The following is a 25403-nucleotide window of genomic DNA, read 5'->3' on the forward strand; positions in this document are numbered from 1 at the left end:
TGTCCCCCGTTGTGTCCGTACGGCGCCGTGCGGTGCGACGCCCTCAGGATTGTCTCTTTCCCACGAGAGCGCATCCACGCACCCCGTGTCTCCCCCACCCCCGAACCCACCCCCGCCCCTCCCCCGAAGGGGGAGAGGGGGAGGGGCGGGGAAGCAACCAGTGGGCCCTGCCGCGCCCCGGGCAGTCCCGGCCGGGGCTGCCGCCGCCCGCGCCTCGCGCCGGTGCTGGTACCGGCGGCGCCCGCGCACCAGCACCAGCACCAGCACCAGCACCAGCACCAGCACCAGCACCAGCACCAGCACCAGCACCAGCACCAACGTCACCACCAGAACCTCATCGACATCCACATCAACGCCTCACAGGCGTCACTGTCGGTGCCTCGTGCGAGGATGTGGGAACCAGTGATCGCGGGCGGCAGCCGGCGGGGACGACCCGACACAGCGAGCCGGGCGGAAGGGACGGGCCGGGGTGAGCGACAACCAGAATCTCCTCGCGGAGCAGCGGCGTGCCCTGATTCTCGACGAGGTCAGGCGGCGCGGTGGGGTGCGGGTCAATGAACTCACCCGCAAACTGAGCGTGTCGGACATGACGGTCCGTCGGGATCTGGACGCGCTGGCCCGTCAGGGCATGGTGGAAAAGGTGCACGGCGGCGCGGTGCCGGTCAGCGAACCGAGCGCGCACGAGCCCGGTTTCGAGGTGAAGTCGGCCCTGGAGCTGAGCGCCAAGGAGGACATCGCCAAGGCGGCGGCCGAGATGGCGGCGCCGGGCAGCGCGATCGCGCTGGCGGGCGGCACGACGGCGTTCGCGCTGGCGCAGCAGCTGCTGGAGGTGCCGGATCTCACGGTGGTGACGAATTCGGTGCGGGTGGCCGATGTGTTCTACGGGGCGCAGCGGGCGGCGGCCAGCGGCGGCGCCGGGCAGCGCGCGGGGGCCGCGACGGTGGTACTGACGGGCGGGGTGCGTACGCCGTCGGACACCCTGGTGGGCCCGGTGGCGGATGCCGCGATCCGTTCGCTGCACTTCGATGTGCTGTTCCTCGGGGTGCACGGCATATCGGTGGAGGCGGGGCTGTCCACGCCGAATCTGGCGGAGGCGGAGACCAACCGGCATTTCGTCCGGTCCGCGCGGCGGGTGGTGGTGGTCGCCGACCACACCAAGTGGGGCACGGTCGGGCTGAGTTCGTTCGCGACGCTGGACCAGGTGGATGTGCTGGTGACGGATGGCGGGCTGTCCGCCGAGGCGCGGGCGGAGTTCGCCGAACTGCCGCCGGAGCTGGTGGTGGCGGGCGAGCAGCCGGCGGACGCAGACATCTGACGGTCCGCCAGCTATGGTGTGCGGCGCCGGGCGCACGCCCCGGCCCGCCGTCCGTCCCGTAGGGGGTGCTCGTCCCATGGCACGCCGACTCCGCCCCGTCGAGCTCGACTTCGTCGAATCCGCCCCGCTGCGGCTGGTGTTCGCCGCGGAGGTCGCCGCGCCACCGAAGGCGGTGTATACGGCGCTGGCGGACGATGTGGCGGGCTGGTCGTGCTGGTTCACGGGCGTGGCCCGGTCGGCGCCGACGCACGGCGGCAGGGGCCGGGAGGTGCGGCTGACGGGCGGCACCCGCTTCACCGAGACGGTCCTGGCGGCCGCGCCGGACGAGCACTACGCCTACCGGGTCGACACCACCAACGCCCCTGGCCTGCGGGCCCTGTTGGAGGACTGGCGACTGACGCCGGCGGGCGGCGGCACCCGGCTGCGCTGGACGTTCGCGGCGGACGGCCCGGCACCGTTCCGCTTCGCGATGACGCTGGCCAGGCCGGGCCTGGGCCGCGCCTTCCGGGAGTCGGCGCGGGCCCTGGACCGGCGGCTGGCCAAGGCCTGAGGCGAGTCGCAGGGGTGCCGCCGCGGCGCCCGGCCGCTCGCCTGAGGCCGTCCGGCCGCACGGACGGCCGGCAGACCCGCCACAAGGCCCATCGTCGGTCCACCACAGCCCCGCCACAGGCCCATCGCGGCCCGCCGCAGGCCCTCATATGCCCCGCCGCAATCCCCTTCGGCGGACTCAGCCAGGCCAGACGCCCGTGGCCAGGAAGGTGTCGAGGGTGCGCGCGTAGGGCGCGATGTCCAGGCCCTGGGCGGCCAGCCAGTCGTCGGAGTAGTACTTGTCGAGGTAGCGGTCGCCCGGATCGCACAGCAGGGTGACGACGGAGCCCGTACGGCCCTCGGCGACCATCTCCGAGACGATCTTCAGGGCGCTCCACAGCCCCGTCCCGGTCGAGCCGCCCGCCTTACGGCCGATCGCCGTCTCCAGCGCGCGTACGGCGGCGACGCTGGCCGCGTCCGGGACCTTCATCATCCGGTCGATCGCGCCGGGCACAAAGCTCGGCTCCATCCGCGGCCGCCCGATGCCCTCGATACGTGAGGCGGTCTCGCAGCCGGTCTTGACGTCGCCGGTGAGCCAGCCGTCGAAGAAACAGGAGTTCTCCGGGTCGGGGACACAGACACGGGTGTCGTACTGCATGTAGTGGACATAGCGGGCGATGGTCGCGGAGGTGCCGCCGGTGCCCGCGGTGGCCACGATCCAGGCCGGCTCGGGATAGCGCTCCAGCCGCAGCTGCTGGTAGATCGATTCGGCGATGTTGTTGTTGCCGCGCCAGTCCGTGGCCCGTTCCGCGTAGGTGAACTGGTCCATGTAGTGGCCGCCGGACTCGGCGGCGAGCCGGGCGGCGACCTCGTAGACGGTCCGCGGGTCCTGGACCAGATGGCAGCTGCCGCCGTGGAATTCGATCAGACGGGTCTTCTCACGGCTGGTGGTGGCCGGCATCACGGCGATGAACGGCACCCCGATCAGCGAGGCGAAGTACGCCTCGGAGACGGCCGTGGAACCGCTGGAGGACTCGATGACGGGCTTGCCGGGGCGGATCCAGCCGTTGCACAGCCCGTAGAGGAACAGCGAGCGGGCCAGCCGGTGCTTGAGGCTGCCGGTGGGGTGCGTCGACTCGTCCTTGAGGTAGAGGTCTATGCCCCACTCCTCGGGCAGCGGAAAGCGCAGGAGGTGGGTGTCGGCCGTGCGGTTGGCGTCCGCCTGGACCTTGCGGACGGCTTCTTTGAGCCAGATCCGGTAGTCCGGATCCGTGCGGTCGACATCGACAGCCGGCATCGGGGCCTCGGCCCCGGCCTCGTGGTCGGGCCGGCTCTGCGGCGTCTGTACGGTGCTCACCGGCGCGCTCCTCAGGGGTGTCCAAGCCCGTGCACAATGCCGGGCCGATTCCGACTATAACCATCCCCCGCACCCTTCTCACCTGCATAAACATCACTTTGAGATACCCCAAGGAGGCCCTGGGAGAGGGGCCTTGCGGGCGCTGCGCACCGGGGGGGCACTGGTGCACTTGGCGTCCTACCGGCAAACTTCCCACAAGGGGCGGTGAAGGGCAGCTGCCCGTCTCACCGAGGAGGTGCCGGCCATGGCGGAGCCGGAATTCAACGCGACCGGCGTACGGATCGAGCGGTGGCTGCGGTCGCTGACCCGCGCCGGGCAGGTCGTCATCAGGGACGGCAGACTCGCGCTGCTGACCAGCTACGGCACGGAGATCGACAGCGCCCCGCTGCAGGCCGTGGAGGCGCACAAGCCGCTGTTCGCGGCGCGGGACCGGGCGCTGGCCACACTGAACGGGAACCGCTATTCGCTCACCCTCGGGACCCCGGAACTCTTCTTCAAGGCCCTGGAGGCGGCGCGTCCGCCACGCACCTGAACGCCCGCCCCGGCCAAGGCGGTGCGGTTGCGGGAGCGCCCCGGCTGTCTGACCCTGGACTCGTATCACTGAGGGTTCACCAGCGGTGACGCTGTGGTGCAGCGGGCATCGCTGGATCCGATCTTCGCCCTGCCAGGTACGGGGGGCGCCCGGCCTCATCAGGGAGTCGCGGTCGTGATCAGGCAGCCCAGCAGGCACTGCACGGTGGAGCTCCAAGCCGTTCCGGCTCGCATCGGACATGTGCGCAGAATCGTCTCCGCGCAGCTGCGGTACTGGCGTCTCGACGCCTTGATAGACCCCGCGGCGCTCGGCGTGACCGAACTCCTCGCCAATGTCCACCGGCACGCCCGTCCCACCAAGCAGTGCACGGTGGAACTGTGTGTGCTGCTGGATCAGTTGACGGTCTCGGTGCACGACGAGGATCCGCGGCTGCCACGGATCCGGGCCGCCGACAGCTGGGAGACCTGCGGCCGTGGCCTGGCACTGATCGCTGCCCTCAGCGAGAGCTGGGGGGTGCGCCCCGAGGACGGCGGCAAGGTCGTGTGGTTCACCCTGCCGGCGCTGACCACCGGCCCCGAGGAGGCCCGTGCGGTGCGGGCGTACTGGGAGCCGCTGCCGCTGGAGGACGCCCGCACGGCGGTCGATCCCCGGACCCGGATACGGGGCGCGAAGGTCGGCTGACCGGGGCCGGGGCCGGCCGGGCGGTCCGTTGCGAGCCGTCGCGCCAATGGTCGGCTATCAGGTCGCAGGCGGGTCGCCCACGGCCGTCGCCCTGACGTCGTGGGCCGTCATGCCGCACCTCCCTTCGACCCGACGGCGAAGTGCTCCTCCAGGACGGAGAGCCGGCGCCAGTACTCCTCCTCGTCGATCTCGCCCGCGGCGAAGCGCCGGCCGAGTACGGCGATGGGCGAGGGGGCGTCACCGCGGGCGGTGGGCCATGGGCCGCGGAACTGCCGGCCGGGCCCGCCGTGCCACCGGCCGGTGCGGCGCAGCAGCGCGACCACGCCGAAGATCACCAGTGCCCAGAGGGCGGGGACGAACAGGATCCAGGGGCCGGGGCCGCCGCCGGACCAGGGTTCGGCGAGTTCGAACATCGCCATCAACTCCTCGGTAGTGGGAAAGGTGGACCGGGTGCTTGCGGTCCGTTGAGAGACCGGGTTTCCGGTCCCGTCGGAGACCGGGCTCGCGGTCTTCTTCGAGCCTCGCCTTCCGGGGGCCGCCGGTCGTCGTACGGCCAGCGGCTTTGCCCGTACCACCAGGGAAGTACGCGCGGCATGCGCGTCTGCTCCCGCCACCTCTCGGCGCCTCCTGGACGCACACCGCCCGGCCGTTCTTGATCTCTGTAACTACTAGTATGTACAGTGCGGTCATGAGCACTCAGGAACAGCTCGGCACCCAGGAACGACTGGTGCGCAGCACCCAGGAGCTGCTGTGGGAGCGGGGCTATGTCGGCACCAGCCCCAAGGCGATCCTGGAGCGCGCGGGCGTCGGCCAGGGCAGCATGTACCACCACTTCTCCGGCAAGTCCGATCTCGCACTGGCGGCGATCCGGCGCACCGCGGAGGGCATGAAGGAGACCGCCGAGGAGTGCCTGTCCGCCCCCGGCACGGCGTACGACCGCGTCGCGGCCTATCTGCAGCGCGAGCGGAAGGTGCTGCGCGGCTGCCCGATCGGCCGGATGACCCAGGACCGCGATGTGGTGCACAGCCCCGAACTGCGCGCGCCGCTGGACGAGATGTTCGGCTGGCTCCAGGGCCGGATCACCGAGGTCCTCGCCGAGGGGCAGCGCCGTGGTGAGCTGGCCGCCGGTCCGGATCCGGCGGCCCTTGCCGCGGCCGTCGCGGCCGTCGTCCAGGGCGGCTATGTGCTGGCCCGCGCGGCCGATGACACCGCGCCGTTCGACGCGGCCGTACGGGGTGTGCTGACGCTGCTCGCCACGCAGGTCACAGCCGGCGCAGTCGACGCACCCGGCACGGGCACCACCGACTAGCGCCCGACCGGCGGCTCAACGCCGGACAGTCCCCGCCGCCCCCGCACCGACCCACCACCAGGAGCGCCCCGCCCCATGGAGATCACCCGACAGCGCCCCGCCAGCCGGCCGGGCCCCGCCGCGCACTTCACCGGCAGCGTCTGGCTCGACGAGATCGCCGCCCCGCCGCCGCCCTCCCGGCTGCGGATGTTCAGCGTCCACTTCGCCCCCGGCGCCCGCACCGCCTGGCACACCCACCCGCACGGCCAGGTCCTTCATGTCACCGAGGGCGCCGGTCTGGTGCAGCGCGCGGGCGGCCCCGTCGAGCCGATCCGCGCCGGGGACACCGTCTGGATCGCGCCGGGCGAGCGGCACTGGCACGGCGCGGCACCGGACACCTTTATGACGCACCTGGCCACCGTCGAGGCCGCCGCCGACGGCACCACGATCGAGTGGGCGGAGCTGGTCGGCGCGCAGGAGTACCCGGACGTGTAACCGCCGTAACCGCCGTAACCGCCGCAATCACCCACGGCACGACCGCCAACGACAGGACCGCCCCCTCCCCCGCCCGTACGGAGCCCGTCATGCACGCCATGCAGTACGCGATCACCCTGCCCGCCGACTACGACATGCAGATCATCCGGCACCGTGTGAAGTCCAAGGGCCACCTCCTCGACGACTTCGAGGGGCTCGGCCTCAAGGCATACGGAGTCCGTGAGCGCGGGGTCGACGGCTCGCCCGTCAATCAGTACGCGCCGTTCTACCTCTGGGCCGACCCGGAAGCCATGAACCGCTTCCTCCTCGGCGACGGATTCCGCGGTGTGGTCCGCGACTTCGGACGGCCGGTCGTCCAGCACTGGCAAGGGCTGTTCCACCGGCCCGGCCCCGCCGCCGGGGTCCTCCCGCGCGCCTTCACCCGGCGGACCGAAACCCTCCCCGAGAGCGCCGATGTGGCCACCGTCATCGCGAACGCGGTGGCCGGTCACGAGGAGTTGGCCGCGTCGGACGGTGTGCACAGCACCGCGCTGGCGCTCGATCCGCGACACTGGGAACTGATCCACTTCACCCTCTGGGCGGACGCCGCCCCGGAGTCGGCGGGCGACCGCTACCAGGTGCTGCATCTGTCCGCCCCCGGCACCGACCGGCTGGGCGCGGGGCGGCAGTGGTGAACCCGGCTCCCGCGGACGGGCCCGTCGCTCCCCCCGCTCCCGCCATCCGTACGGTCCTGGGCGATATCGCCCCGGCCGACCTCGGCGTCTGTGACGCGCACGACCACCTGTTTCTGCGCAGCCCCCAACTACCGGGCCAGGAGCTGGCCGACGCCGGGGCCGCGGCCGCCGAGCTGGCCGCCTTCCGCGCGGCCGGCGGTGCGGCGATGATCCAGTGGACGCCGTTCGGCATGGGCCGGGGCGCCGCCGAACTGCCGCGGCTGGCAAGGGAGTCGGGGGTACGGATCGTCGCCGCCACCGGGCTGCACCAGGCGGTGCACTACACCCCCGAGGTGTTGGAGCGAATCGGTGCGGATCCGGCCGGGCTGTTCGTGGCCGAGCTGACCGAAGGGATCGGCGGCAGCGGCCCCCGCGCCGGGATGATCAAGGTGGCCGGCGGCTTCCACGGTCTGGACCGGCACGCCCGGTACACCATGGCCGCGGCCGCCGAGGCCCAGCGGGCGACCGGCGCGGCCGTCGGTGTCCATCTGGAGCTGGGCACCGGTGCGCTGGACGTACTCGATCTGCTCTGCGGCGAGTTGGCGGTCCCGCCGGACCGGGTGATCCTCGGCCATCTCAACCGCTCACCGGACCTCGCCGTACACCGGGCGGCCGCCGACGCCGGCGCCTATCTCGCCTTCGACGGCCCTTCGCGCGCGCATCACGCGACCGACTGGCGGCTGCCCGACGCGCTGGCCGCGCTCGCCGACGCGGGCTTCGGCGACCGGATCCTGCTCGGCGGCGACACCACGACGGCCGGCGCCAGGTCGGTGAACGGCGGCCCCGGCATGCCGTATCTGCTGCGTCGCCAACGGGAGCGGTTGGAACTCGTCCTGGGCGAGAGGCTGGTGACGCAGTGTCTGACCGCCAATCCGGCGCGGGCCTTCGCCGCCGACTGGGCGGGCACGGCATCCGGACACCGCTTCACAGGGTGACGGAGATCCCCACATGCGGCCGCTTGCCCCCGCGCAGCAGCGCGCCGACGCCGTCCATCAGCCGGAACCGCAGCCCGTATTTGCGCGCCATCGCCCGGCGTACCCGGCCGAGTTCGGCGCTGCCCTCCAGAAGCCGGCCGGCGCCCTCGACGGTCTGTGCGCCCTCGGCGATCCGGCCGCGCACATCGCACGGGGTGACGGACACCCGCGCGTCGTTGCGCAGCCGCTTCACCTTCCAGCTGTCGTCCCGCGTCCACACCAGGAGCTCCGCCCCTTCGGCCACCGCCCATACGGGGGTGGGGACCGGGCTGCCGTCCTTGCGGTACGTGACCAGGCTGACGTACGGGCTGCGGGCGAGCGCTTCGGGAATCATGGCCGCAGCCTAAGGGCCGGCCACAACCCTGATCCGTGCCCCCCGCGCGGTACGGCGCCCGCGCTCTCACCGCTCCAGGACGACCAGCGGATCGTCCAGCACCGGCTGCCAGGCCAGCTCCGCCGCGCCGACCAGGCTGTTGTGGTCGAGGCTGCAGGGCAGGATCGGCACCCCGCCGCTGCGGCCCCACAGGCTGCGGTCGGCGACCACCGCCCGCAGCCGCTCCGGGTCGGCCTCCAGCAGGGCGCGATGCAGTCCGCCGAGGATGATGCGGTCGGGGTTGAGGATGTTGACGAGTCCGGCGATGCCGAGGCCGAGGCGGTCGATGAGGAGGTCGGCCGCGGCGCGTACGTCCGGATCGGCGTACTCGTGCCGGAGCAGATCGGCGGCCTGCTGGAGCAGCGAGACCTCGGGGCCCGGTTCGCGGCCGGCGGCGCCGAGGAAGGCGAGCGGGTCCGCCTCGACGTCCAGGCAGCCGCGGCTGCCGCAGTGGCAGGGCGCGCCCTCGGGGTTGACGGTCAGATGGCCGACCTCCAGCGCCAGGCCCGAACTGCCGCTGTGCAGCCGCCCGTCGAGCACCAGTGCCCCGCCGACACCCCGGTGGCCGGAGGCCACACAGAGCAGGTCGCGGGCGCCGCGACCGGCGCCGTGGCGGTGTTCGGCGAGCGCCCCGAGGTTGACGTCGTTGCCGCTGAAGCCGATCGTTTCGGCGACTCCGGGGATGCCGGCGTCGGCGAGCGCGCGGAGGAAGAGTGCGCGTACGGGGGCACCCGAAGGCCAGGCGAGGTGCAGGGGGTTGAGGGCCTCGCCGTCCGGTTCGGCGACGGCGGAGGGCACCGCGAGGCCGGCGCCGAGGCAGCGCCGGCCGGTCTCGCGCAGCAGCTCGGAGCCGGCCGCGACGGCGTCGGCGAGGACATGGGCCGGGTCCTCCGGGATGGTGCCGCAGCCGGGCGACGTCGCCACGATGCGGCCTCCGAGGCCGACCAGCGCGACGCGGTAGCCGTCGGCGTGGATCTGCGCGGCGAGCACCACGGGGCCGCGCTCGTTGACGAACAGTCGGTGTGAGGGGCGCCCCTGGGAGCCGGCAGAGGCGGTCGGCCGGGAGTCGACGGTGATCAGTCCGAGCGCTTCGAGCTCGGCGGCCACCGCCCCCGCGGTCGCGCGGGTCACGCCGAGTTCGGAGGTCAGGACCGCGCGGGTGGGCGCGCGTCCGGTGTGTACGAGCTCCAGTGCGGGGCCGAGGGCGCTACGGCCCCGCTCCAACCTGGTTGTCCGAGTCTGGGTCACACCCCTATTCTGGCTTTGTGCCGACGCTAAACAAAATACGGACGGCCTTTGCGGGGGGTCGCGGCTGTGTCCCCACCGATCCGCGCCTGGCCCGCCTCCGCATCGCCATCACCGCATTCTTCGCCATGGACGGCTTCCTCTTCGCCGGATGGGTCGTCCGTATCCCTGCCATCAAGGCGCAGACCGGCGCCGACGCGGGCGCCCTCGGGCTCGCCCTGCTCGGCGTGTCGGCGGGCGCGGTCGCCTTCATGATGATCACCGGACGGCTGTGCCGGCGGTTCGGCAGCCATGCCGTGACCACCGCCTCCGCCGCCGCCCTCGCGCTGAGCATCGTGCTGCCGCCGCTCACCCACTCGGCGACCGCCCTGGGGCTGGTCCTGCTGGTCTTCGGCGCCGCGTACGGCTCGCTCAACGTCGCCATGAACAGCGCTGCCGTCGACCTCATCGGCGCCCTGCGACGCCCCGTCATGCCGAGCTTCCACGCCGCCTTCAGCCTCGGCGGGATGCTCGGCGCGGGGCTCGGCGCACTGATCGCGGGCAGCCTCTCCCCCACCGTCCATCTGCTGCTGCTCGCCGTGATCGGCCTGCTGGTGACGGCCGTTGCGGGGCGGTCGCTGCGCGCGCACCCGGCGCCCGTGGTTCCCGAGCGGCTGCCTGTGCCCGCGGACGGGCCGCGCACGGGCCCCGCCGGCCGCGGGCGCCGCCTGGTGCTCGTCTTCGGCCTGATCGCGCTGTGCACCGCGTACGGCGAGGGGGCCATGGCCGACTGGGGCGCGCTGCATCTGTCCCAGGACCTGGCCGCCGGGCCCGGCCCGGCCGCCGCCGGATATGCGGTGTTCGCGCTGGCGATGACCGCCGGACGGCTGTCCGGGACCGCCGTGGTGCAGCGCTTCGGACCGGCGCGGGCGCTGATCGCGGGCGGTACGACGGCGACCGCCGGCATGCTGCTCGGCGCGCTCGCCCCCACCGCCTGGGCGGCCTGCCTCGGCTTCGCCGTCGCGGGTCTGGGGCTCGCCAACATCTTCCCGATCGCCATCGCCCGGGCCGGCGAGGCCGGTGGCCCCGACGGTGTCGCCGCGGCCTCCACGGTGGGCTACGGCGGCATGCTGCTCGGCCCGCCCGTCATCGGCTTCCTCGCCGAGGCGTACACCCTGCCCACCGCGCTGACCACGGTCGCCCTGCTCGCCGCTCTCGCCGCGGGTATCGCGTATGCGACCCGCCGGGCACACCACACCGGGCGGACGTGATTCGCCGGCCCGCCCACGGGTACGCGCACTGTGCGTATCCGCGCTCCTCCTTTCGTGCGGTAGTTGAGCCGCACGCGGGGCACCATCGGCAGACGGACGGGGACAACGGCATGGACGACGCGGCACACCGGCACCAAGACGGCGGGACCCACGGCCCACGCCCTGCGGGCGGGCCGGCCGGTCCCCGACCGCACCGGCCACGCGCCCTGCTCCGCCTGACCTTCACCAACCCGCTCTCCCTCGGCTATCTCTCCCTGGTGCTCGCCGCGGTGCTGTTCGCGCTGGTCGACGGCCTGGCGGTGCACCACCCCGACGCCTCGTTCTCCGGCATCTGGGCGCTGCTGCTCACCGCCCCCACGGTCTTCCCGCTGTGGTTGGCGGGCGATGCGCTCTGGGGCGGATCCGGCGCCCCAGAGGGGTACTTGATGGCCGCGACGGCCGTCGCGGCACTGGTCAATGCGCTGCTGCTGGGGCTGGTGCACCGCGCGCTGCGCAGCCGCCGGGACCCGCGACGGTCCGCTGTCAGTGCCGGCTGGCACACTCGTGGGCATGGAGATCACTGAGTTCGTCGAAACGCTCCGGCTGGACGGAGGACTGCTCGCCGACGCCGCCGAGGAAGCGGGCCCGGAGGCCGCGATTCCGGCCTGTCCCGAGTGGCGGATGCGCGATCTGGTCACCCATATCGGGCGGGTCCACCGCTGGGCGGCGGGAATCGTGACGCAGGGAGCGCAACAGCCCAGCCGTCCCGCCGAGGCTCCCGACCTGGCCGACGACGAACTGGTGGCCTGGCTGCGCGAAGGCCACCACCACCTCGTCCTCGCGCTGCATGCGGCCCCGCGGGACCTGGCGGCCTGGACCTTCTGGCCCGCCCCGTCCCCGCTGGCGTTCTGGGCCCGCCGCCAGGCGCACGAGACATCGGTGCACCGCGTGGACGCCCAGCAGGCGCTCGGCGCCGCCCTCACCCCCCTCCCGTCCGCCTTCGCCGCCGACGGCATCGACGAACTCCTGACGGGCATTCACTCCCTGGACCGCAGCGCGCTCCGTACGGACGTGCCCCGCACGCTCCGGGTGCGCGCGACGGACTCACCGGGCGCCAAGTGGACCGTGCACCTCTCCGACGCACCGCCGCGCATGGTGCGCACATCCGCCCCGGACGGGCCGGGCGAGGCCGCGAAGCCGGCGGACTGCACGATCGAGGGCCCGGCCGAGGAGCTGTATCTCGCACTGTGGAACCGCCTGCCGTGGGACACCATGACGATCACCGGCGATGAGGCACTGACCCGCCTGTGGCGGGAGCACGCGGGCATCTGAGCCCTGGGGGCGTTCTCCCGGGCGCCGCACACGCCGCGAGCCGCACCCCGCGTCGTGCAGCTCCGCGGCGACAGCGGCGGCCGGGACGACGTCCGGTTTCAGCCCAGCCAGCCGGGGCGCACCAGGCCCGACTCGTAGGCGAGTACGACGAGTTGGGCCCGGTCGCGGGCGCCCAGTTTGACCATGGTGCGGCTGACATGGGTTTTGGCGGTGAGGGGGCTGACGACCAGGCGGCGGGCGATCTCCTCGTTGGAGAGGCCGATGCCGACCAGTGCCATCACCTCCCGTTCCCGCTCGGTGAGTTCGGAGAGGGTGCCGGCGTCGGCCGGCTCCTTGGAGCGGGCCGCGAACTCGGCGATCAGGCGACGGGTGACGCCGGGCGAGAGCAGCGCGTCCCCGGCGACGACCGCGCGCACCGCCCGTACCAGCTCCTCCGGTTCGGTGTCCTTGACCAGGAAGCCGGAGGCGCCGGAGCGGATCGCCTCGAAGACGTACGCGTCCAGTTCGAAGGTGGTCAGCATGACGACCTTCACCTCGGGCAGCTGTGGGTCCTCGGTGATCCGGCGGGTGGCGACCAGACCGTCCACCACCGGCATGCGGATGTCCATCAGGACGATGTCCGGGCGGTGTTCGCGGACCGCGGCCAGCGCCTGCTGCCCGTCCGCGGCCTCGGCGACCACCTCGATGTCGGGCTGGGCGTTCAGCAGCACCTTGAAGCCGGCCCGGACCAGCAGCTGGTCGTCGGCGAGCAGTACCCGGATCACGACTCCTCCTCGGTGACGGTCCCGGTCACCGTATCCGCACCCGGGGCCCGGTCCCGGGCCTTCCGGCCGTCCAGCGGGATACGGGCCCGGACCCGGAAGCCGCCGTCCGGGCGCGGGCCGGCCTCGATGGTGCCGCCCAGCGCCGCGGCCCGCTCCCGCATCCCGATCAGGCCGTTGCCGCCGCCGGCCGGCTCACCCGGGCGGGAGGTCGCCGGGCCGTCGTCGTCGACCCGGATCTCCAGCGCCCCGGGGGCGTAGTGGAGCAGCACCCGGGCGGCGCGGGAGCCGGAGTGCCGGACGATGTTGGTGAGCGCTTCCTGGACGATGCGGAAGGCGGCGAGGTCGGTACCGGGCGAGAGGGCCGCGGGGGCGCCCTCGGTGGTGATGTCCACGGTGAGGCCGACGCTCTTGGCCTGTTCGGTGAGTTCGGGCAGCCGGTCCAGGCCCGGGGCCGGGGAGCGCGGGGCGTCGCCCGGGGTGCGCAGGGTGTCGAGGACCTGGCGGACCTCGCCCAGCGCCTCCTTGCTCGCTCCCTTGATGGTGGTCAGCGCGGTCCGCGCCTGCTCCGGGTCGCTGTCCAGCAGCGCCAGCCCCACGCCCGCCTGGACATTGATGACGGAGATGCTGTGGGCGAGGACATCGTGCAGCTCGCGGGCGATCCGTAGCCGCTCCTCGTCGGCCCGGCGCCGTTCGGCGGCGGCCCGCTCGGCGCGCGCCCTGGCGAGCTGTTCGCGGCGCACCCGTACCAACTCGGAGAGGGCCAGCACGGCCACCACCCAGGCGGCGACGAAGAGTTCCTGCCCCCAGGGGGCGGGCCCATCGCCGTGCGGAGGCAGCCAGCGGTAGAGCCAGTGGGCGACCAGGACATGGCTCATCCACACTCCGCCCAGCGCGCACCAGGCGACCTTGCGGTATCCGGCGACGATCGCCGCGAAGGCGCCGAGGGCGAGGGAGAGGAAGACCGGTCCGAACGGGTAGCCGGCCGCGAGGTAGACCGCACCGGCGGCGGCGGTACCGAGGGCGACGGTGCGCGGGTAGCGGTGCCGGAAGAGCAGCAGCGCCGTGCCGACGATCAGCAGGGCGCGGGCGAAGGAGTCCACGGGGACGCGGTCCGGCTGGTCGTGCCCGGCGAAACCGGAGCCGACCGTCACGAAGACCGTCACGACCAGCGTCGAGAGCCAGGGCAGCCGGGCACCGGGCCGGCCCGGCGGTTCCTCGGGCGGCGCCGACAGCCACCGTTCCCAGGCCGGGCCGAGACAGCGCCGCGCCCACGGCGGCCGTGCGTTCTCCATGCCGTCACGCTAGACCGCGGCGGGGGCCGGCGGCGTCAGCCCGGCGCAGTGATCAGCCGTACTCCCGCGGGAGTAGAGGGCGGGCGCGGCGCCTCAGCGCGGGGTGCTGAGACCGACGCTGCGGGCGAGCTCCAGGACGGCCTGCTCGAAGAATTCCGTACGGGCCTCGATCACCCGGTTGAACTGGCCGAACAGCTCGAAGCTCAGCAGCCCGAAGAGCTGCGCCCAGGCCCCGACGAGCCGCGCCAGCACGGCGCCGGGCAGCTCCACGCCCAGCTCCGCCCCGAGCGCCAGAGCATCGCCCACCACCGCGTCGGGCAGTGGCTGCGCGGGCTCCTTCAGCGCGCCGGTGGCGTGTGCGTCGCGTACGACGCCGATCAGCGCGAGGCCGACCCGGGCGGCGGGCTCTGTGGTGGTGCGGGGGGCACGGTAGCCGGGGACGGGCGATCCGTAGATGAGCGCGTATTCGTGCGGATGGGCCAGGGCCCAGTCGCGCACGCCCGTGCAGATGGCGGTCCACCGGGCGACGGGGCGGGCCGCGTCGGGGCCCCGAAGGCCGGCTGTGGCGCGCTCGGCGGCTTCGCCGACCACGTTGTAGGCGTCGACGATCAGGGCGGTGAGCAGGTCGTCGCGGCTGGGGAAGTAGCGGTAGAGGGCGGAGGAGGCCATGCCGAGTTCGCGGGCGACGGCCCGCAGGGAGAGCTTGGCGGCGCCCTCGGCGGCGAGCTGTTTGCGGGCCTCGGCCTTGATGGCTTCGGTGATTTCGCTACGGGCCCGTTCCCTGGCTCCTCGGATCGCAGTCATGGTGAGCAGTGTGCCACTTTCCGGATCACCGCACAAAAACGAGAGCAGTGCTCTTGCTTTGGTGTGCCATTCGCGTGCACACTGCTCGTAAGCGAGAGCAGTGCTCTCGATTGAGTGCGGCGCTCACGACTGCGAGCGCCCTAACAACGCAGCGCGCGAGCACCGCCCGGCGCAGAAACCGAGGAAAGCCATGTCCCAGATGACCCACTACCTCAAGCCCGGCCGCCTCGCCGCCCGCCTCAACGGCGCCATCGGCTGGCTCGCCCGCCGTGGCATCAGCCTCGCCGGCTCGGCCGACCTCGCCGTCCGCGGCCGCAAGAGCGGCGAATGGCGGCGCGTCCCGGTCAACCCGATGACCTTCGAGGACGGCCGCTATCTCGTCTCGGCGCGCGGCAACTCCGAGTGGGTACGCAATATGCGCGCGGCGGGCGGCGGCGAGCTGCGCGTCGGCCGCCGCACCCGCCCCTTCACCGCCGTCGAACTGCCGCCCGCCGAGACCCCGGCGCTGCTGCGCGCCTACCTCAAGCGCTGGGGCTGGGAGGTCAAGTCGTACTTCGGCGAGATCACCGCGGACTCCACCGACGAGGAACTTCTCGCCGCGGCCCCGCGCCACCCCGTCTTCCGGATCACCGAATCCTGAGCCCGGTGGAGGGACCTCATCCCCGGTCCAACGCCTCCAGCGCCCGTCGCGCCACCGAGTTCGTGCGCACCATCTCGGCCAGCGTCGTCGTCCCGCGGGTGATCTTCGCGAAGGCGTGCCAGGCCGGGCGGAAGCTCGTGACGGCGGCGTGCAGCAGTCCGGGGCGGCGCGAGAAGACACCGAGCATCCGCCGCCCCACACCCATCTCCACCCCCAGGCCCGCCTTGATGGCGAAGGCGTAATTGAGGGCCTGGCGGCGGGCGTCCACCGCGTCATGCGCCTCGGAGACCCGGACCGCCCACTCCCCCGCGAGCCGCCCGGACCGCAACGCGAAGGAGATGCCCTCGCGCGTCCAGGGCTCCAGCAGCCCGGCCGCGTCGCCGCACACCAGCACCCGGCCGCGGGACAGCGGCGAGTCATCGGCCCGGCAGCGCGTCAGATGCCCGGACGAGATGCTCGGTTCGAAGCCGGCCAGGCCCAGCCGGCCGATGAAGTCCTCCAGATAGCGCTTGGTCGCCGCGCCCTCGCCGCGCGCGGAGATGACGCCGACGGTGAGGGTGTCGCCCTTGGGGAAGACCCAGCCGTAGCTGCCGGGGATCGGTCCCCAGTCGATGAGCACCCGGCCCGCCCAGTCCTCGGCGACCGGCTCGGGAACCGGAATCTCCGCCTCCAGGCCGAGGTCGACCTGGTCGAGCTTGACCCCGACGTGTGCCCCTATGCGGCCCGCGCTGCCGTCCGCGCCGACCACGGCGCGCGCCAGCAACACCTCGCCGTCGCCCAGCACCACCGCGACGGTCCGCCGGTCCGGCACCTCGGCGCCGTGCTGCTCCACCCGCGAGACCGTGACGCCCGTACGGACCGTCGCGCCGGCGTCCTTGGCCGACTCGACCAGCCGGGCGTCGAACTCGGGGCGGTTGATGAGCCCGAACAGCATGTTCTTGGAGCGGCGGGTGCGGGTCAGCCGGCCGTTCAGCGAGAACGTCACCGCATGCACCCGGTCGCGCAGCGGCAGCTCGAAGCCGGGCGGCAGTGCGTCCCGCGAGGGGCCGATGATGCCGCCGCCGCAGGTCTTGTACCGCGGCAGTTCCGCTTTCTCCAGGAGCAGCACCCGGCGTCCCGTACAGGCCGCGGCATGCGCGGCCGAGGCGCCCGCAGGCCCCGCGCCCACCACCACGACGTCCCACACCTGCTGGTTGTCCTCGGCTGCCCGCTCGCTGCTCACCTGTGCTTCTGCTCCTGTTCGATGCCTGGCTGCGCGTACCGCCCGCATCCTACGGGCCGCTCTTGCGCGAAGGGCCTGTGGGAAGATCGGGGGCACTCATGCGTCCGGCCCGTCCGGCTCACGAGGCCCGGACGGCCCGTACTGCACAACGCCGCGCCCACAAGGAGCGTTCCATGTCCGACAGCCCGCTCGCCCACACCGTCGCCGCGCTGCAGCCCCGTGCCAGGACCGAGCTGGCCGAGCTGGTGGCCTTCAAGTCGGTGGCGGACCCGGCCCAGTTCCCCAAGAGCGAGTGCGAGGCGGCCGCCAACTGGATCGTCGATGCACTGCGGGCGGACGGTTTCCAGGACGTGGCGCTGCTGGACACCCCGGACGGCACCCAGTCCGTCTACGGCTTTCTGCCCGGCCCGGCCGGCGCCCCGACGGTCCTGCTGTACGCGCACTACGACGTGCAGCCGCCGCTGGACGAAGCCGCCTGGGTCTCGCCGCCGTTCGAGCTGACCGAGCGCGACGGCCGCTGGTACGGCCGCGGTGCCGCCGACTGCAAGGGCGGCCTGATCATGCATCTGACGGCGCTGCGTGCGCTGAAGGAGCACGGCGGGGTTCCGGTCAACGTCAAGGTGATCGTGGAGGGTTCGGAGGAGCAGGGCACCGGCGGTCTGGAGCGGTACGCCGAGGCACACCCCGAGCTGCTGACCGCCGACGCCATCGTCATCGGCGACACCGGCAACTTCCGGGTCGGGCTGCCGACGGTGACCGCGACGCTGCGCGGGATGACGCTGGTCCGCGTCCAGGTCGACACCCTGGAGGGCAATCTGCACTCCGGCCAGTTCGGTGGTGCGGCCCCGGACGCGCTGGCGGCGCTGATCCGGATCCTGGACTCGCTGCGCGCCGAGGACGGTTCGACGACCGTGAACGGCCTGGCCGCGGACGCCACCTGGGAGGGCCTGCAGTATCCGGAGGAGGACTTCCGCAAGGACGCCAAGGTGCTGGACGGCGTCGGGCTGACCGGAAACGGCACGGTCGCGGACCGGATCTGGGCGCGGCCGTCCGTCACGGTGCTGGGTATCGACTGCCCGCCGGTGGTCGGCGCCACGCCGTCCGTACAGGCGGGCGCGCGGGCGCTGGTGAGCCTGCGGGTGCCGCCGGGCACGGACGCGGTGGCGGCGACGAAGCTGCTGGCCGCACACCTGGAGAGCGCCGCTCCGTGGGGCGCGCGGGTCACGGTCGAGCAGGTCGGGCAGGGCCAGCCGTTCCGTGCGGACACCAGCAGCCCGGCGTATGCGTCGATGGCGGCGGCGCTGCGGGAGGCGTACGACGGTGAGGAGATGCAGACCTCGGGCATGGGCGGCTCGATCCCGCTGTGCAACACCCTGGCCGGGCTCTACCCGGACGCGGAGATCCTGCTGATCGGGCTGAGCGAGCCGGAGGCGCAGATCCACGCGGTCAACGAGAGCGTCTCGCCGCAGGAGCTGGAGCGGCTCTCGCTGGCGGAGGCGCTGTTCCTGCGGCAGTACGCGGAGAGCCGGGCCTGAGGCCCGACTGTCTTGAGGGACGATCGGGCGCCGCGCCCTGGGTGCGGCGCCCGATCCTTCGACCCCGGTGTCAGCCGACGGGGACGCCCGCCTCCAGGTGGAGCGGACAGCCCTGTTCGCGGGCGCGCAGCGCCCAGCGCAGCCGGTTCCAGCGCACCGGCGGCAGCATCTTCTCGGCCTCGGCCTCGGTGACGAAGCGCCAGTCGCGGAGTTCGGAGCCGGGCAGCAGCAGCTTGCTGATCCGGTCGCCGGTCAGGGTGCCGCCGTCGTAGAGCAGCCGGAGGCCGCCGAAGCCGGGCGGTTTGGGGGCTTCCCAGTCCAGCACCAGCAGCCGGGGCGCGCGCGGGAGCTCGATGCCCAGTTCCTCGGCGACCTCCCGTACGCCGGCATGGGCGGGCGCCTCACCGCGTTCGACGATGCCGCCGGGGAATTCCCACCCGGCCTTGTAGGTGGGGTCGACGAGCAGCACCCGGTCCTGGTCGTCGAAGAGCAGTACGCCGGCGGCGAGCGTCTCGGCGGTGGGTTCGGGGGTCTGCACGATGTCGCAGGCGCCGGCGCCGGTCCGTACGGCCTCGGCGACCCGCTCGGCGGTCTGCCGGGGTGTGAGCCGGGTGGTGTCCACGACGTGCGCATCGCCCTTGAGCCAGGGCAGCGCGTCGGCGTAGGGCCCGAGGTGTTCCAGACTCCAGCGGCGTATCGACGCATTGGTCCCGTCGTCGCCCGGTGTCTCCTCGCGGTGGGCTATGCGCGCCCGCAGGATCGTTTCCTCCGCATGTAGCAGAACATGGCGTACGGGTATCCGGCGGGCGGCGAGGGAGCCGAAGATCTCGTCGCGGTACTCCTGGCGCAGCAGCGTCATCGGCGTCACCAGCGGGCCCGGCACTTCGGTGAGCAGTGCCGCTGCGGTGTCCACGACCATCCGCCGCCAGGACGGCAGATCCTGGTAGTCGTCGACCTCCTCGAACCGCTTGGCCGGCAGCATCAACCGCAGTCCGCTGCCGAGGAGTTCGGGGTCGTAGAGCGTGCTTCCGGGAAGCAGGTCGAGCAATTCATGAGCCGCTGTGGTCTTGCCCGCACCGAACGTGCCGTTCAGCCAGACGATCACGGTTTCCCCTCTTCCCTAGACCCAGGTGAGTTGCCCGCAACACCCTGCCACGGAAACGCTCGGGACCACGGGCCGCGCGCACTGCCGGGATCGTTGCGCATTCGACCACCGGCCCGGCCAGGGAGCCTTCGCTGCCCATGGACGAGCCGATCGTGAAATGCATCGCGAGGAGGATGCCGGTCACCGATCCCCCGCCGCGAAGCCCCCGGCAAACAAGCGCTCCCCAGCCCCTCCAGTACCGAAACCCTCACCCGCATACCGGGTTCCGTACCGTCGCCGGCATTCGGGAAGGCGCATATGACGGCGGCCCATCATGCGGTCGCGCGCCGGCCACCGGCCGGTTCGGCGTCCGGTCCGCCAGGGCGTGCCCGGCGCTCATCCGCCGGACACGCCCAGGGTGCGTGCGCCCTAGCCCTTGCTCGCCCCCAGGGTCAGACCGGCGATGAAATGCCGCTGCAGGATCAGGAAGACCAGGATCGTGGGCAGCGCGACGATGACCGAGCCCGCCGCGAGCAGGTTGTAGTCGGTGAAGAACTGGCCGCGGAGATTGTTCAGCGCCGAGGTGACCGGGAGTTTGTCGCCGTCGGAGAGGAAGACCAGGCCCCACAGGAAGTCGTTGTACATCCAGGTGAATTGCAGGGTGCCCAGCGCGGCGAGTGCGGGGCGGCAGAGCGGAAGGGTGACGCGCCAGTACTGGGCCCAGACCCCGGCTCCGTCGACGATCGCGGCCTCCAGGATTTCCCGTGGCAGAGTGCGCATGAAATTGGCCAGGACGAAGACACAGAAACCGAGTTGGAAGGCGATCTGTACGGCGATGACGGCCCAGAGGGAGTCGTACATCGTCATGGAGTCGGACATCCAGTACGGCAGCGGAATCTTGTTGAACAGCACATAGAGCGGGGTGACGATCACCTGTTGGGGAAGCAGGTTTCCAGCGGTGAAGACCATCAGTACGACGATGCCGCCGCGCAGGCGCAGCCGCGCGACGGCGAAGGCGACGAAGGACGCCAGGAAGAGGGTGAGCAGGACACCGGGGACCGCGATGATGAGCGAGTTCAGGAAGTACTTGCTCATACCGGAGTCGACGAAGGCCTGTCGGTAGTAGTCGAAGGAGAGATGGCGCGGCAGGGAGAAATAGCCGTATTTCGCGGTCTCTTCGTAGGGGCGCAGCGAGGCGTAGACGGCCAGCAGCAGAGGGGCGAGAAAGGCCAGCGAGACGGCGGCCAGAAAGATCTGGACGCCGAACCGTCCGCGGCGGCGGGCCGGGCCGGGGCCGACGGGCACCGGCCGCGGAACGGGGCGCGCGGTGGTGGCAGGGGTGGTCATCGCTGCTGCTCCCCTCGCAGTTCCTGGACGAGATAGGTCACGATGAATCCCAGGGAGACCAGAAGCAGGACGACGGCGATGGCCGAGCCGAATCCGATCCGGCTCGCCTCCCCGATGATGTTGTCGGTGACCAGCACGGACAGCAGCTCCAGGCCGTTGCGGCCCTTGTTGATGGCGTAGACGATGTCGAACGCGCGCAGCGATTCGATGACGGTGATGACGCCGACGATGACATTCACCGGGCGCAAGGTGGGCAGTACGACCCGGAAGAAGGCCTGCCGTTCGCTCGCGCCGTCGATGGCGGCGGCCTCTTTGAGGCTGGGGTCGACGGATTTCAGGCCGGCGAGATAGAGAATCATGACATAGCCGGTGTGCCGCCAGCAGGCGGCCAGCAGCACCATCCAGATGTTGAGTCCGGGGTCTCCCAGCCAGTCGGTGGGATTCTTGCCGCCGATGACGGCGTTCAGTGCGCCCTGGTCCCTGGAGAGGATCAGCTGGGCGATAAAGCCGACGACGGCGAGCGAGAGCACCACCGGCATATAGAGCGTCGACTGGTAGAAGCGGCTGAAGCGGACGCCGCGGTCGATGAGGACGGCGAGCAGCAGGCCGAAGGGGGCGGCGAGCAGTCCGAGGAAGGCCAGCCACAGGAGGTTGTGGCGGACCGCCGGCCAGAATTGCGGGTAGTCGGCGAAAAGGTTGTCGTAGTTCTTGAGGCCGGCCCATTGGATATCGCCGATGCCGTCCCAGTTGGTGAAGGACAGGCCGACGGAGGCGAGCGTCGGGCCCCAGATCAAGGCGAGGTCGAGCAGGATCGGTATGCCCAGCAGCACGCCGAGGACGACGAGGTCGCGGCGGGTGTGGCGCCGCGGCCCCGGTCTTTTGGCGCGCCGTGCGCGGGTGTTCGGCACGGCGGTTCGCTCCCCGTCCTTCACAGCGGTCGGCTGACAGTGGTCACTTGACGGCGAAGATCTGCTTCTTCTGGCGTTCGATGTCGTTCACCAGGCCGTCGATGTCATCCGGTGCGTTGAGGAACTGCTGGATCGCCTGGATCATCACGGTCGAGGCGAAATCGGGCCGGGTGTCACGGTCCATGAACTGCGATATCTGTTTGGCGCCCGAAATGAGCTGGACGGCCTTCTTCTGCAGCGGGGTGTAGGCGGCGGTGTCGGCGCCGCTGTTGACCGCGATGTTGTTGGGGTCCGACTTGAGGTAGATGTCTTCCGCCTTGGGCGTGGCGAGGAACTTCAGCAGGTCCTTCGCGCCGTCCTTGTCCTTGGCCTTCTTCGACATCAGAAATCCGTCGATCGGCGCTTCGACCGCGTCCTGGCCGTGCGCCGGGTCGATTTCCGGGAAGGGGAAGAAGTCCAGATCCTCCCGGTCGGCGGCGCTGAACTGCTGGCCGGGGTGCGGCAGTCCGAGCACGGTCATCCCGGCCTTCTTCTGCGCCAGAGTCTGTGCGGCCTCCTGCCAGGTGCGGCCGTTGGCGCCCTTTTGGTGATATGGCATCAGCCCGCGCCACAGGTCGAAGACCTGCTTGACCTGCGGGCTGTTCCAGGATTTCTGGCCGCTCATCAGCGCGATATGGAAGTCGTAGCCGTTGGCGCGCATATTGAGGTAGTCGAAGGTGCCCATCGCCGGCCAGCCGTCCTTGTCGCCGAAGGCGAACGGCACCAGCCCGTCCTTCTGCATCTGCTTGGCGAGCGCCCGGTACTGGTCGAAGGTCTTGGGGATCTCGTACCCCTTCGCCTTGAAGACGCTCTTCCGGTGGAACACGGCCCACGGATAGTAGTAGTACGGCACCAAGTACTGCTTGCCGTCCAGCCCCGTCGACTGCTTCTTCAGCGCGTCGGTGAATCCGTCGAAGTCCCGCCACAGATCGCTGATATCGGAGAGCAGGCCCTTCTGCGCGAAGTACTGCATGCGGTTGCCGGCGAACCACATGAAGACATCGTCCGGGGTGCCCTGGAGATAGCGGTTGATGTTCTCCTGGAAGTTCTCGTGATTGATGGTATTGACCTTCACCGACTTCTTTGACTTCTTTTCGTACGCCGTGAACGCCTCGGCGAAGGCCTTCTTCGGCACCGCGTCCGAGGCGTTGGACCCCATCGTGATGCCGCTGGGGCCGCTGCTGCACGCGGCGAGCAGGGACGGGAGGGCCACGGCCCCCGCGCCGAGCGCCGCGCCCCTCAGCAGCGTCCGGCGGGACATCCGACGTCCTGCCGCTTCCCCGTGCATGTCTGAGCCGCTGAACGTTGACTGGACCATGTCCCCCTCCTCAGGGGTGGAACCAAACAGAACCGAACGCGAGTGGTGGGATCTCACTCCGAACGGCAGGTCGAGTCAAGGGTTTTGGCAGGCGAAGCAGGAACCGTTACCGCTCCTCTTCCAACAGACTCCAACAAGCCCTACCGTAAACACTCGCCAGTGACCGGTACATGCCCCCACCACATCTCTCGCGAAGACGGAGGACGCGAAGCATGCGCGTTCACATCCGCACCACCCCACGGCGAGGTCATCGAAGAATCGTCGGAGCGCTGTCCGCCGCGCTGTTGTGTACGGCCGGGGTGACCGCCCTGCCCGCCGCGGCCCGTACGCCCGACACCCCGGGCCCCGCCGACACCGCGCACACCACCGACACCACCCCGGCGCCCCGGCTGCCCGACGGTCTCGCCAAGACGCCCCCCATGGGGTTCAACAACTGGAACTCCACGCACTGCCGGGCGGAGTTCAACGAGGAGATGGTCAAAGGCATCGCCGACCTCTTCATCGCCAAGGGCCTCAAGGACGCCGGCTATCAGTACGTCAATCTCGACGACTGCTGGGCGCTGCCCACGCGCGACGGGAACGGCAAGCTCGTACCGGATCCCCAGCGCTTCCCGAACGGCATCAAGGCGGTGGCCGACTATGTCCACTCCAAGGGCCTGAAGTTCGGCATCTATACGAGCGCCGGCATCAAGACGTGCAACCCGGCCGGATTCCCCGGCGGCCTGGGCCACGAGAAGTCCGACGCCCAGCAGTTCGCCGACTGGGGCGTGGACTACCTCAAGTACGACAACTGCAATAACCTCGGTGTGGACGCCAAGCAGCGGTACCGCACCATGGGGGACGCGCTCAAGGCCACCGGGCGGCCCATCGTCTACAGCATCTGCGAATGGGGCGAGAACAAGCCCTGGGAGTGGGCGTCGGACGTAGGGCATCTATGGCGCACGACCGGCGACATCAGCGACTCCTGGTCGAGCATGCTCGAGATCGCGAAGCAGAATCTGCCGCTGGCGTCGTACGCCGGCCCCGGGCGCTGGAACGACCCGGACATGCTGGAGGTCGGCAACGGCGGGATGACCGACACCGAGTACCGCAGCCACTTCTCCCTGTGGTCGATGATGGCGGCGCCGCTGCTGATCGGCTCCGATCTGCGCAAGGCGACCCCGGAGACATTCGAGATCCTCTCCAACAAGGACGTCATCGCGATCGACCAGGACGCACTGGGCAAGCAGGCGACCGTGCTGAAGTCCGAGTCCGGCCGCTGGACGGTGGTCAGGCAACTGGCGAACGGTGACCGCGCGGTGGCGCTGTTCAACGAGACCGGACAGCCGCAGCAGATCTCCACCACCGCCAAGGACGTGGGCCTCCCGCAGGCCGACGGCTACCGTCTGCGCGACCTGTGGCAGCACCGCGACACCCACACCACGGGCACCATCTCCGCGACCGTGCCGGCGCACGGCACCACCGTCTACCGGGTCTCCGCCGACCGCCGCTGGGCCGACTACCCACCGGCCGTCGAGACCGGCACCGACCGTACGCCGCTGGTCGAGGCCGGCGCGCCCGCCGGCCTCCGCTCCACCGTCCGTAACCTCGGCGGCACCCCCGCCAAGAACCTCGCGGTGACGCTCAAGGCCCCACAGGGGTGGCAGATCAAGGCCACCTCGCCCGCGACGGCACGCGCACTGCCCGGCGGCAGGACGCTCACCACCAGCTGGCGGATCACCGCGCCGGCCGGCGCCGCGCCCGGCACGTACGATCTGCCGCTCACCGCCGACTACCGCTCGCCACGCGGCGAACGGGCCACCGCCACCCTGCCCGGCACGGCCCATGTCGTGGTGCCACCGCCGTCCGGGACCGCGTACGCCGCCGAGCTGCCCTGGCTCACCGCCGCCAACGGCTGGGGTCCGGTCGAGAAGAACAGCAGCGTCGGGGAGAGCGCGCCCGGCGACGGCGGGCCGATCAGCATCGGCGGCACCGGCTTCGCCAGGGGCCTGGGCGTCCATGCGCCCAGTGAGGTCAGCTTCTACACCGGTGGCCGGTGCTCGACGTTCAGCGCCCAGGTCGGAATCGACGACGAGTCCGGCTACAAGGGCTCGGCCGGCTTCGAGGTGTGGGCGGACGGCCGGCGCGTCGCCGGGACCGGCACGCTGACCGGGGCGGATGCCGCCAAGGCGGTCAGCGCCTCGGTCGCCGGAGCCCAGACCGTGCGGCTCGTCGTGACCGACGGCGGGGACGGTATCGACTACGACCATGCCGACTGGGGCGACGCCAAGTTCAGCTGCTGACGGGGCAGTTGACGGGGGAGTTCAGGGCCAGAAGGGCCGGATGGGTCGGGTGGGTCGGGTGGGTCGGGTGGGTTCACGGCCCGGCCCGCCCGGCCACCTGGCCCAC

Annotated in this window: 26 protein-coding genes; 14 read left to right on the top strand and 12 right to left on the bottom strand. The window is 71.6% G+C overall.

Annotated elements, in window-relative coordinates:
• Positions 1–469 precede the first annotated feature (469 nt).
• A complete protein-coding gene (locus KI385_RS08565; protein WP_238571612.1) occupies positions 470–1315 on the top strand; it encodes a DeoR/GlpR family DNA-binding transcription regulator in 846 nt (281 codons plus the stop codon).
• Positions 1316–1391: 76 nt separating this feature from the next.
• Positions 1392–1865 (top strand): SRPBCC family protein, encoded by a 474-nt coding sequence (locus tag KI385_RS08570; protein ID WP_238571613.1) that lies wholly within the window; start codon positions 1392–1394, stop codon positions 1863–1865.
• A gap of 177 nt (positions 1866–2042) precedes the next feature.
• Here the strand turns inward: KI385_RS08570 and KI385_RS08575 are convergent, their stop codons facing one another.
• On the bottom strand, positions 2043–3140 hold the full coding sequence (locus tag KI385_RS08575; protein ID WP_238577618.1) for a PLP-dependent cysteine synthase family protein: 1098 nt from the start codon (positions 3138–3140) through the stop codon (positions 2043–2045).
• A gap of 304 nt (positions 3141–3444) precedes the next feature.
• Between KI385_RS08575 and KI385_RS08580 the strand changes: the two genes are divergently transcribed.
• Entirely contained in the window at positions 3445–3732 is a 288-nt protein-coding gene (locus KI385_RS08580) for a hypothetical protein (RefSeq protein WP_238571614.1), read from the top strand.
• 174 nt (positions 3733–3906) lie between these two features.
• Positions 3907–4413 carry an ATP-binding protein gene (locus tag KI385_RS08585; protein WP_238571615.1) on the top strand — a complete coding sequence of 169 codons (507 nt, stop codon included), beginning with the start codon at positions 3907–3909 and terminating at the stop codon, positions 4411–4413.
• Positions 4414–4520: 107 nt separating this feature from the next.
• Here KI385_RS08585 and KI385_RS08590 read toward each other — a convergent pair whose 3' ends face one another.
• Entirely contained in the window at positions 4521–4826 is a 306-nt protein-coding gene (locus tag KI385_RS08590) for an SHOCT domain-containing protein (protein WP_238577619.1), read from the bottom strand.
• 275 nt (positions 4827–5101) lie between these two features.
• On the opposite strand from KI385_RS08590, the gene KI385_RS08595 reads away from it, so the two are divergent.
• The 4 genes from KI385_RS08595 to KI385_RS08610 all read left to right on the top strand — a co-directional run bounded on the left by KI385_RS08595 (position 5102) and on the right by KI385_RS08610 (position 7844).
• The gene (locus tag KI385_RS08595; RefSeq protein WP_238571616.1) at positions 5102–5722 is read left to right on the top strand and encodes a TetR/AcrR family transcriptional regulator; all 621 of its coding nucleotides are present in this window, start codon (positions 5102–5104) and stop codon (positions 5720–5722) included.
• A 75-nt stretch (positions 5723–5797) separates the two neighbouring features.
• A complete protein-coding gene (locus tag KI385_RS08600; protein ID WP_238571617.1) occupies positions 5798–6196 on the top strand; it encodes a (R)-mandelonitrile lyase in 399 nt (132 codons plus the stop codon).
• A gap of 89 nt (positions 6197–6285) precedes the next feature.
• Positions 6286–6870 (top strand): DUF4865 family protein, encoded by a 585-nt coding sequence (locus KI385_RS08605; protein ID WP_238571618.1) that lies wholly within the window; start codon positions 6286–6288, stop codon positions 6868–6870.
• Positions 6867–7844, top strand: coding sequence for a phosphotriesterase family protein (locus KI385_RS08610; protein ID WP_238571619.1), 978 nt, complete (start codon positions 6867–6869; stop codon positions 7842–7844). Before KI385_RS08605 ends, KI385_RS08610 begins: the two co-directional genes overlap by 4 nt.
• Here KI385_RS08610 and KI385_RS08615 read toward each other — a convergent pair.
• The gene (locus tag KI385_RS08615) at positions 7834–8217 is read right to left on the bottom strand and encodes a PPOX class F420-dependent oxidoreductase (protein WP_238571620.1); all 384 of its coding nucleotides are present in this window, start codon (positions 8215–8217) and stop codon (positions 7834–7836) included. The genes KI385_RS08610 and KI385_RS08615 overlap by 11 nt on opposite strands.
• A gap of 66 nt (positions 8218–8283) precedes the next feature.
• Positions 8284–9504, bottom strand: a complete 1221-nt coding sequence (locus KI385_RS08620) for an ROK family protein (RefSeq protein ID WP_238571621.1) — start codon at positions 9502–9504, stop codon at positions 8284–8286.
• Positions 9505–9521: 17 nt separating this feature from the next.
• Here KI385_RS08620 and KI385_RS08625 point away from each other — a divergent pair, with 17 nt between their 5' ends.
• The 3 genes from KI385_RS08625 to KI385_RS08635 all read left to right on the top strand — a co-directional run bounded on the left by KI385_RS08625 (position 9522) and on the right by KI385_RS08635 (position 12062).
• Positions 9522–10751 carry an MFS transporter gene (locus tag KI385_RS08625; RefSeq protein WP_238571622.1) on the top strand — a complete coding sequence of 410 codons (1230 nt, stop codon included), beginning with the start codon at positions 9522–9524 and terminating at the stop codon, positions 10749–10751.
• 110 nt (positions 10752–10861) lie between these two features.
• Positions 10862–11314, top strand: coding sequence for an SCO4225 family membrane protein (locus tag KI385_RS08630; RefSeq protein WP_238571623.1), 453 nt, complete (start codon positions 10862–10864; stop codon positions 11312–11314).
• Positions 11301–12062: a maleylpyruvate isomerase family mycothiol-dependent enzyme gene (locus KI385_RS08635; protein WP_238571624.1), complete on the top strand. Its 762-nt coding sequence runs from the start codon at positions 11301–11303 to the stop codon at positions 12060–12062. Before KI385_RS08630 ends, KI385_RS08635 begins: the two co-directional genes overlap by 14 nt.
• A 98-nt stretch (positions 12063–12160) precedes the next feature.
• On the opposite strand, the gene KI385_RS08640 is transcribed toward KI385_RS08635, so the two are convergent.
• The 3 genes from KI385_RS08640 to KI385_RS08650 form a co-directional block, all read right to left on the bottom strand.
• Complete coding sequence (locus tag KI385_RS08640; RefSeq protein ID WP_238571625.1) at positions 12161–12826, bottom strand: response regulator transcription factor; 666 nt, start codon at positions 12824–12826, stop codon at positions 12161–12163.
• Positions 12823–14118, bottom strand: coding sequence for a sensor histidine kinase (locus KI385_RS08645; protein ID WP_238571626.1), 1296 nt, complete (start codon positions 14116–14118; stop codon positions 12823–12825). Before KI385_RS08645 ends, KI385_RS08640 begins: the two co-directional genes overlap by 4 nt.
• 93 nt (positions 14119–14211) lie before the next feature.
• A complete protein-coding gene (locus tag KI385_RS08650) occupies positions 14212–14922 on the bottom strand; it encodes a TetR/AcrR family transcriptional regulator (protein WP_238571627.1) in 711 nt (236 codons plus the stop codon).
• Between the two features lie 190 nt (positions 14923–15112).
• Between KI385_RS08650 and KI385_RS08655 the strand changes: the two genes are divergently transcribed.
• Positions 15113–15562 (top strand): nitroreductase family deazaflavin-dependent oxidoreductase, encoded by a 450-nt coding sequence (locus KI385_RS08655; protein WP_238571628.1) that lies wholly within the window; start codon positions 15113–15115, stop codon positions 15560–15562.
• A gap of 16 nt (positions 15563–15578) precedes the next feature.
• Here KI385_RS08655 and KI385_RS08660 read toward each other — a convergent pair whose 3' ends face one another.
• Positions 15579–16784, bottom strand: a complete 1206-nt coding sequence (locus KI385_RS08660; RefSeq protein WP_238571629.1) for a geranylgeranyl reductase family protein — start codon at positions 16782–16784, stop codon at positions 15579–15581.
• 173 nt (positions 16785–16957) lie between these two features.
• Between KI385_RS08660 and KI385_RS08665 the strand changes: the two genes are divergently transcribed.
• Positions 16958–18319 carry a dipeptidase gene (locus tag KI385_RS08665; RefSeq protein WP_238571630.1) on the top strand — a complete coding sequence of 454 codons (1362 nt, stop codon included), beginning with the start codon at positions 16958–16960 and terminating at the stop codon, positions 18317–18319.
• Between the two features lie 70 nt (positions 18320–18389).
• Here KI385_RS08665 and KI385_RS08670 read toward each other — a convergent pair whose 3' ends face one another.
• The 4 genes from KI385_RS08670 to KI385_RS08685 form a co-directional block, all read right to left on the bottom strand.
• Positions 18390–19424: an NUDIX hydrolase gene (locus tag KI385_RS08670; RefSeq protein WP_238571631.1), complete on the bottom strand. Its 1035-nt coding sequence runs from the start codon at positions 19422–19424 to the stop codon at positions 18390–18392.
• 408 nt (positions 19425–19832) lie between these two features.
• The gene (locus KI385_RS08675; protein WP_238571632.1) at positions 19833–20750 is read right to left on the bottom strand and encodes a carbohydrate ABC transporter permease; all 918 of its coding nucleotides are present in this window, start codon (positions 20748–20750) and stop codon (positions 19833–19835) included.
• On the bottom strand, positions 20747–21658 hold the full coding sequence (locus KI385_RS08680; RefSeq protein ID WP_238571633.1) for a carbohydrate ABC transporter permease: 912 nt from the start codon (positions 21656–21658) through the stop codon (positions 20747–20749). The genes KI385_RS08675 and KI385_RS08680 overlap by 4 nt, the downstream gene beginning before the upstream one ends.
• A 43-nt stretch (positions 21659–21701) precedes the next feature.
• On the bottom strand, positions 21702–22958 hold the full coding sequence (locus KI385_RS08685; RefSeq protein WP_238571634.1) for an ABC transporter substrate-binding protein: 1257 nt from the start codon (positions 22956–22958) through the stop codon (positions 21702–21704).
• A 269-nt stretch (positions 22959–23227) separates the two neighbouring features.
• Between KI385_RS08685 and KI385_RS08690 the strand changes: the two genes are divergently transcribed.
• Positions 23228–25297, top strand: coding sequence for an NPCBM/NEW2 domain-containing protein (locus KI385_RS08690; RefSeq protein ID WP_238571635.1), 2070 nt, complete (start codon positions 23228–23230; stop codon positions 25295–25297).
• Positions 25298–25403: the final 106 nt, after the last annotated feature.

Origin of the sequence: Streptomyces inhibens, assembly GCF_022221585.1 — a bacterium.
Classification (GTDB): domain Bacteria; phylum Actinomycetota; class Actinomycetes; order Streptomycetales; family Streptomycetaceae; genus Streptomyces; species Streptomyces inhibens.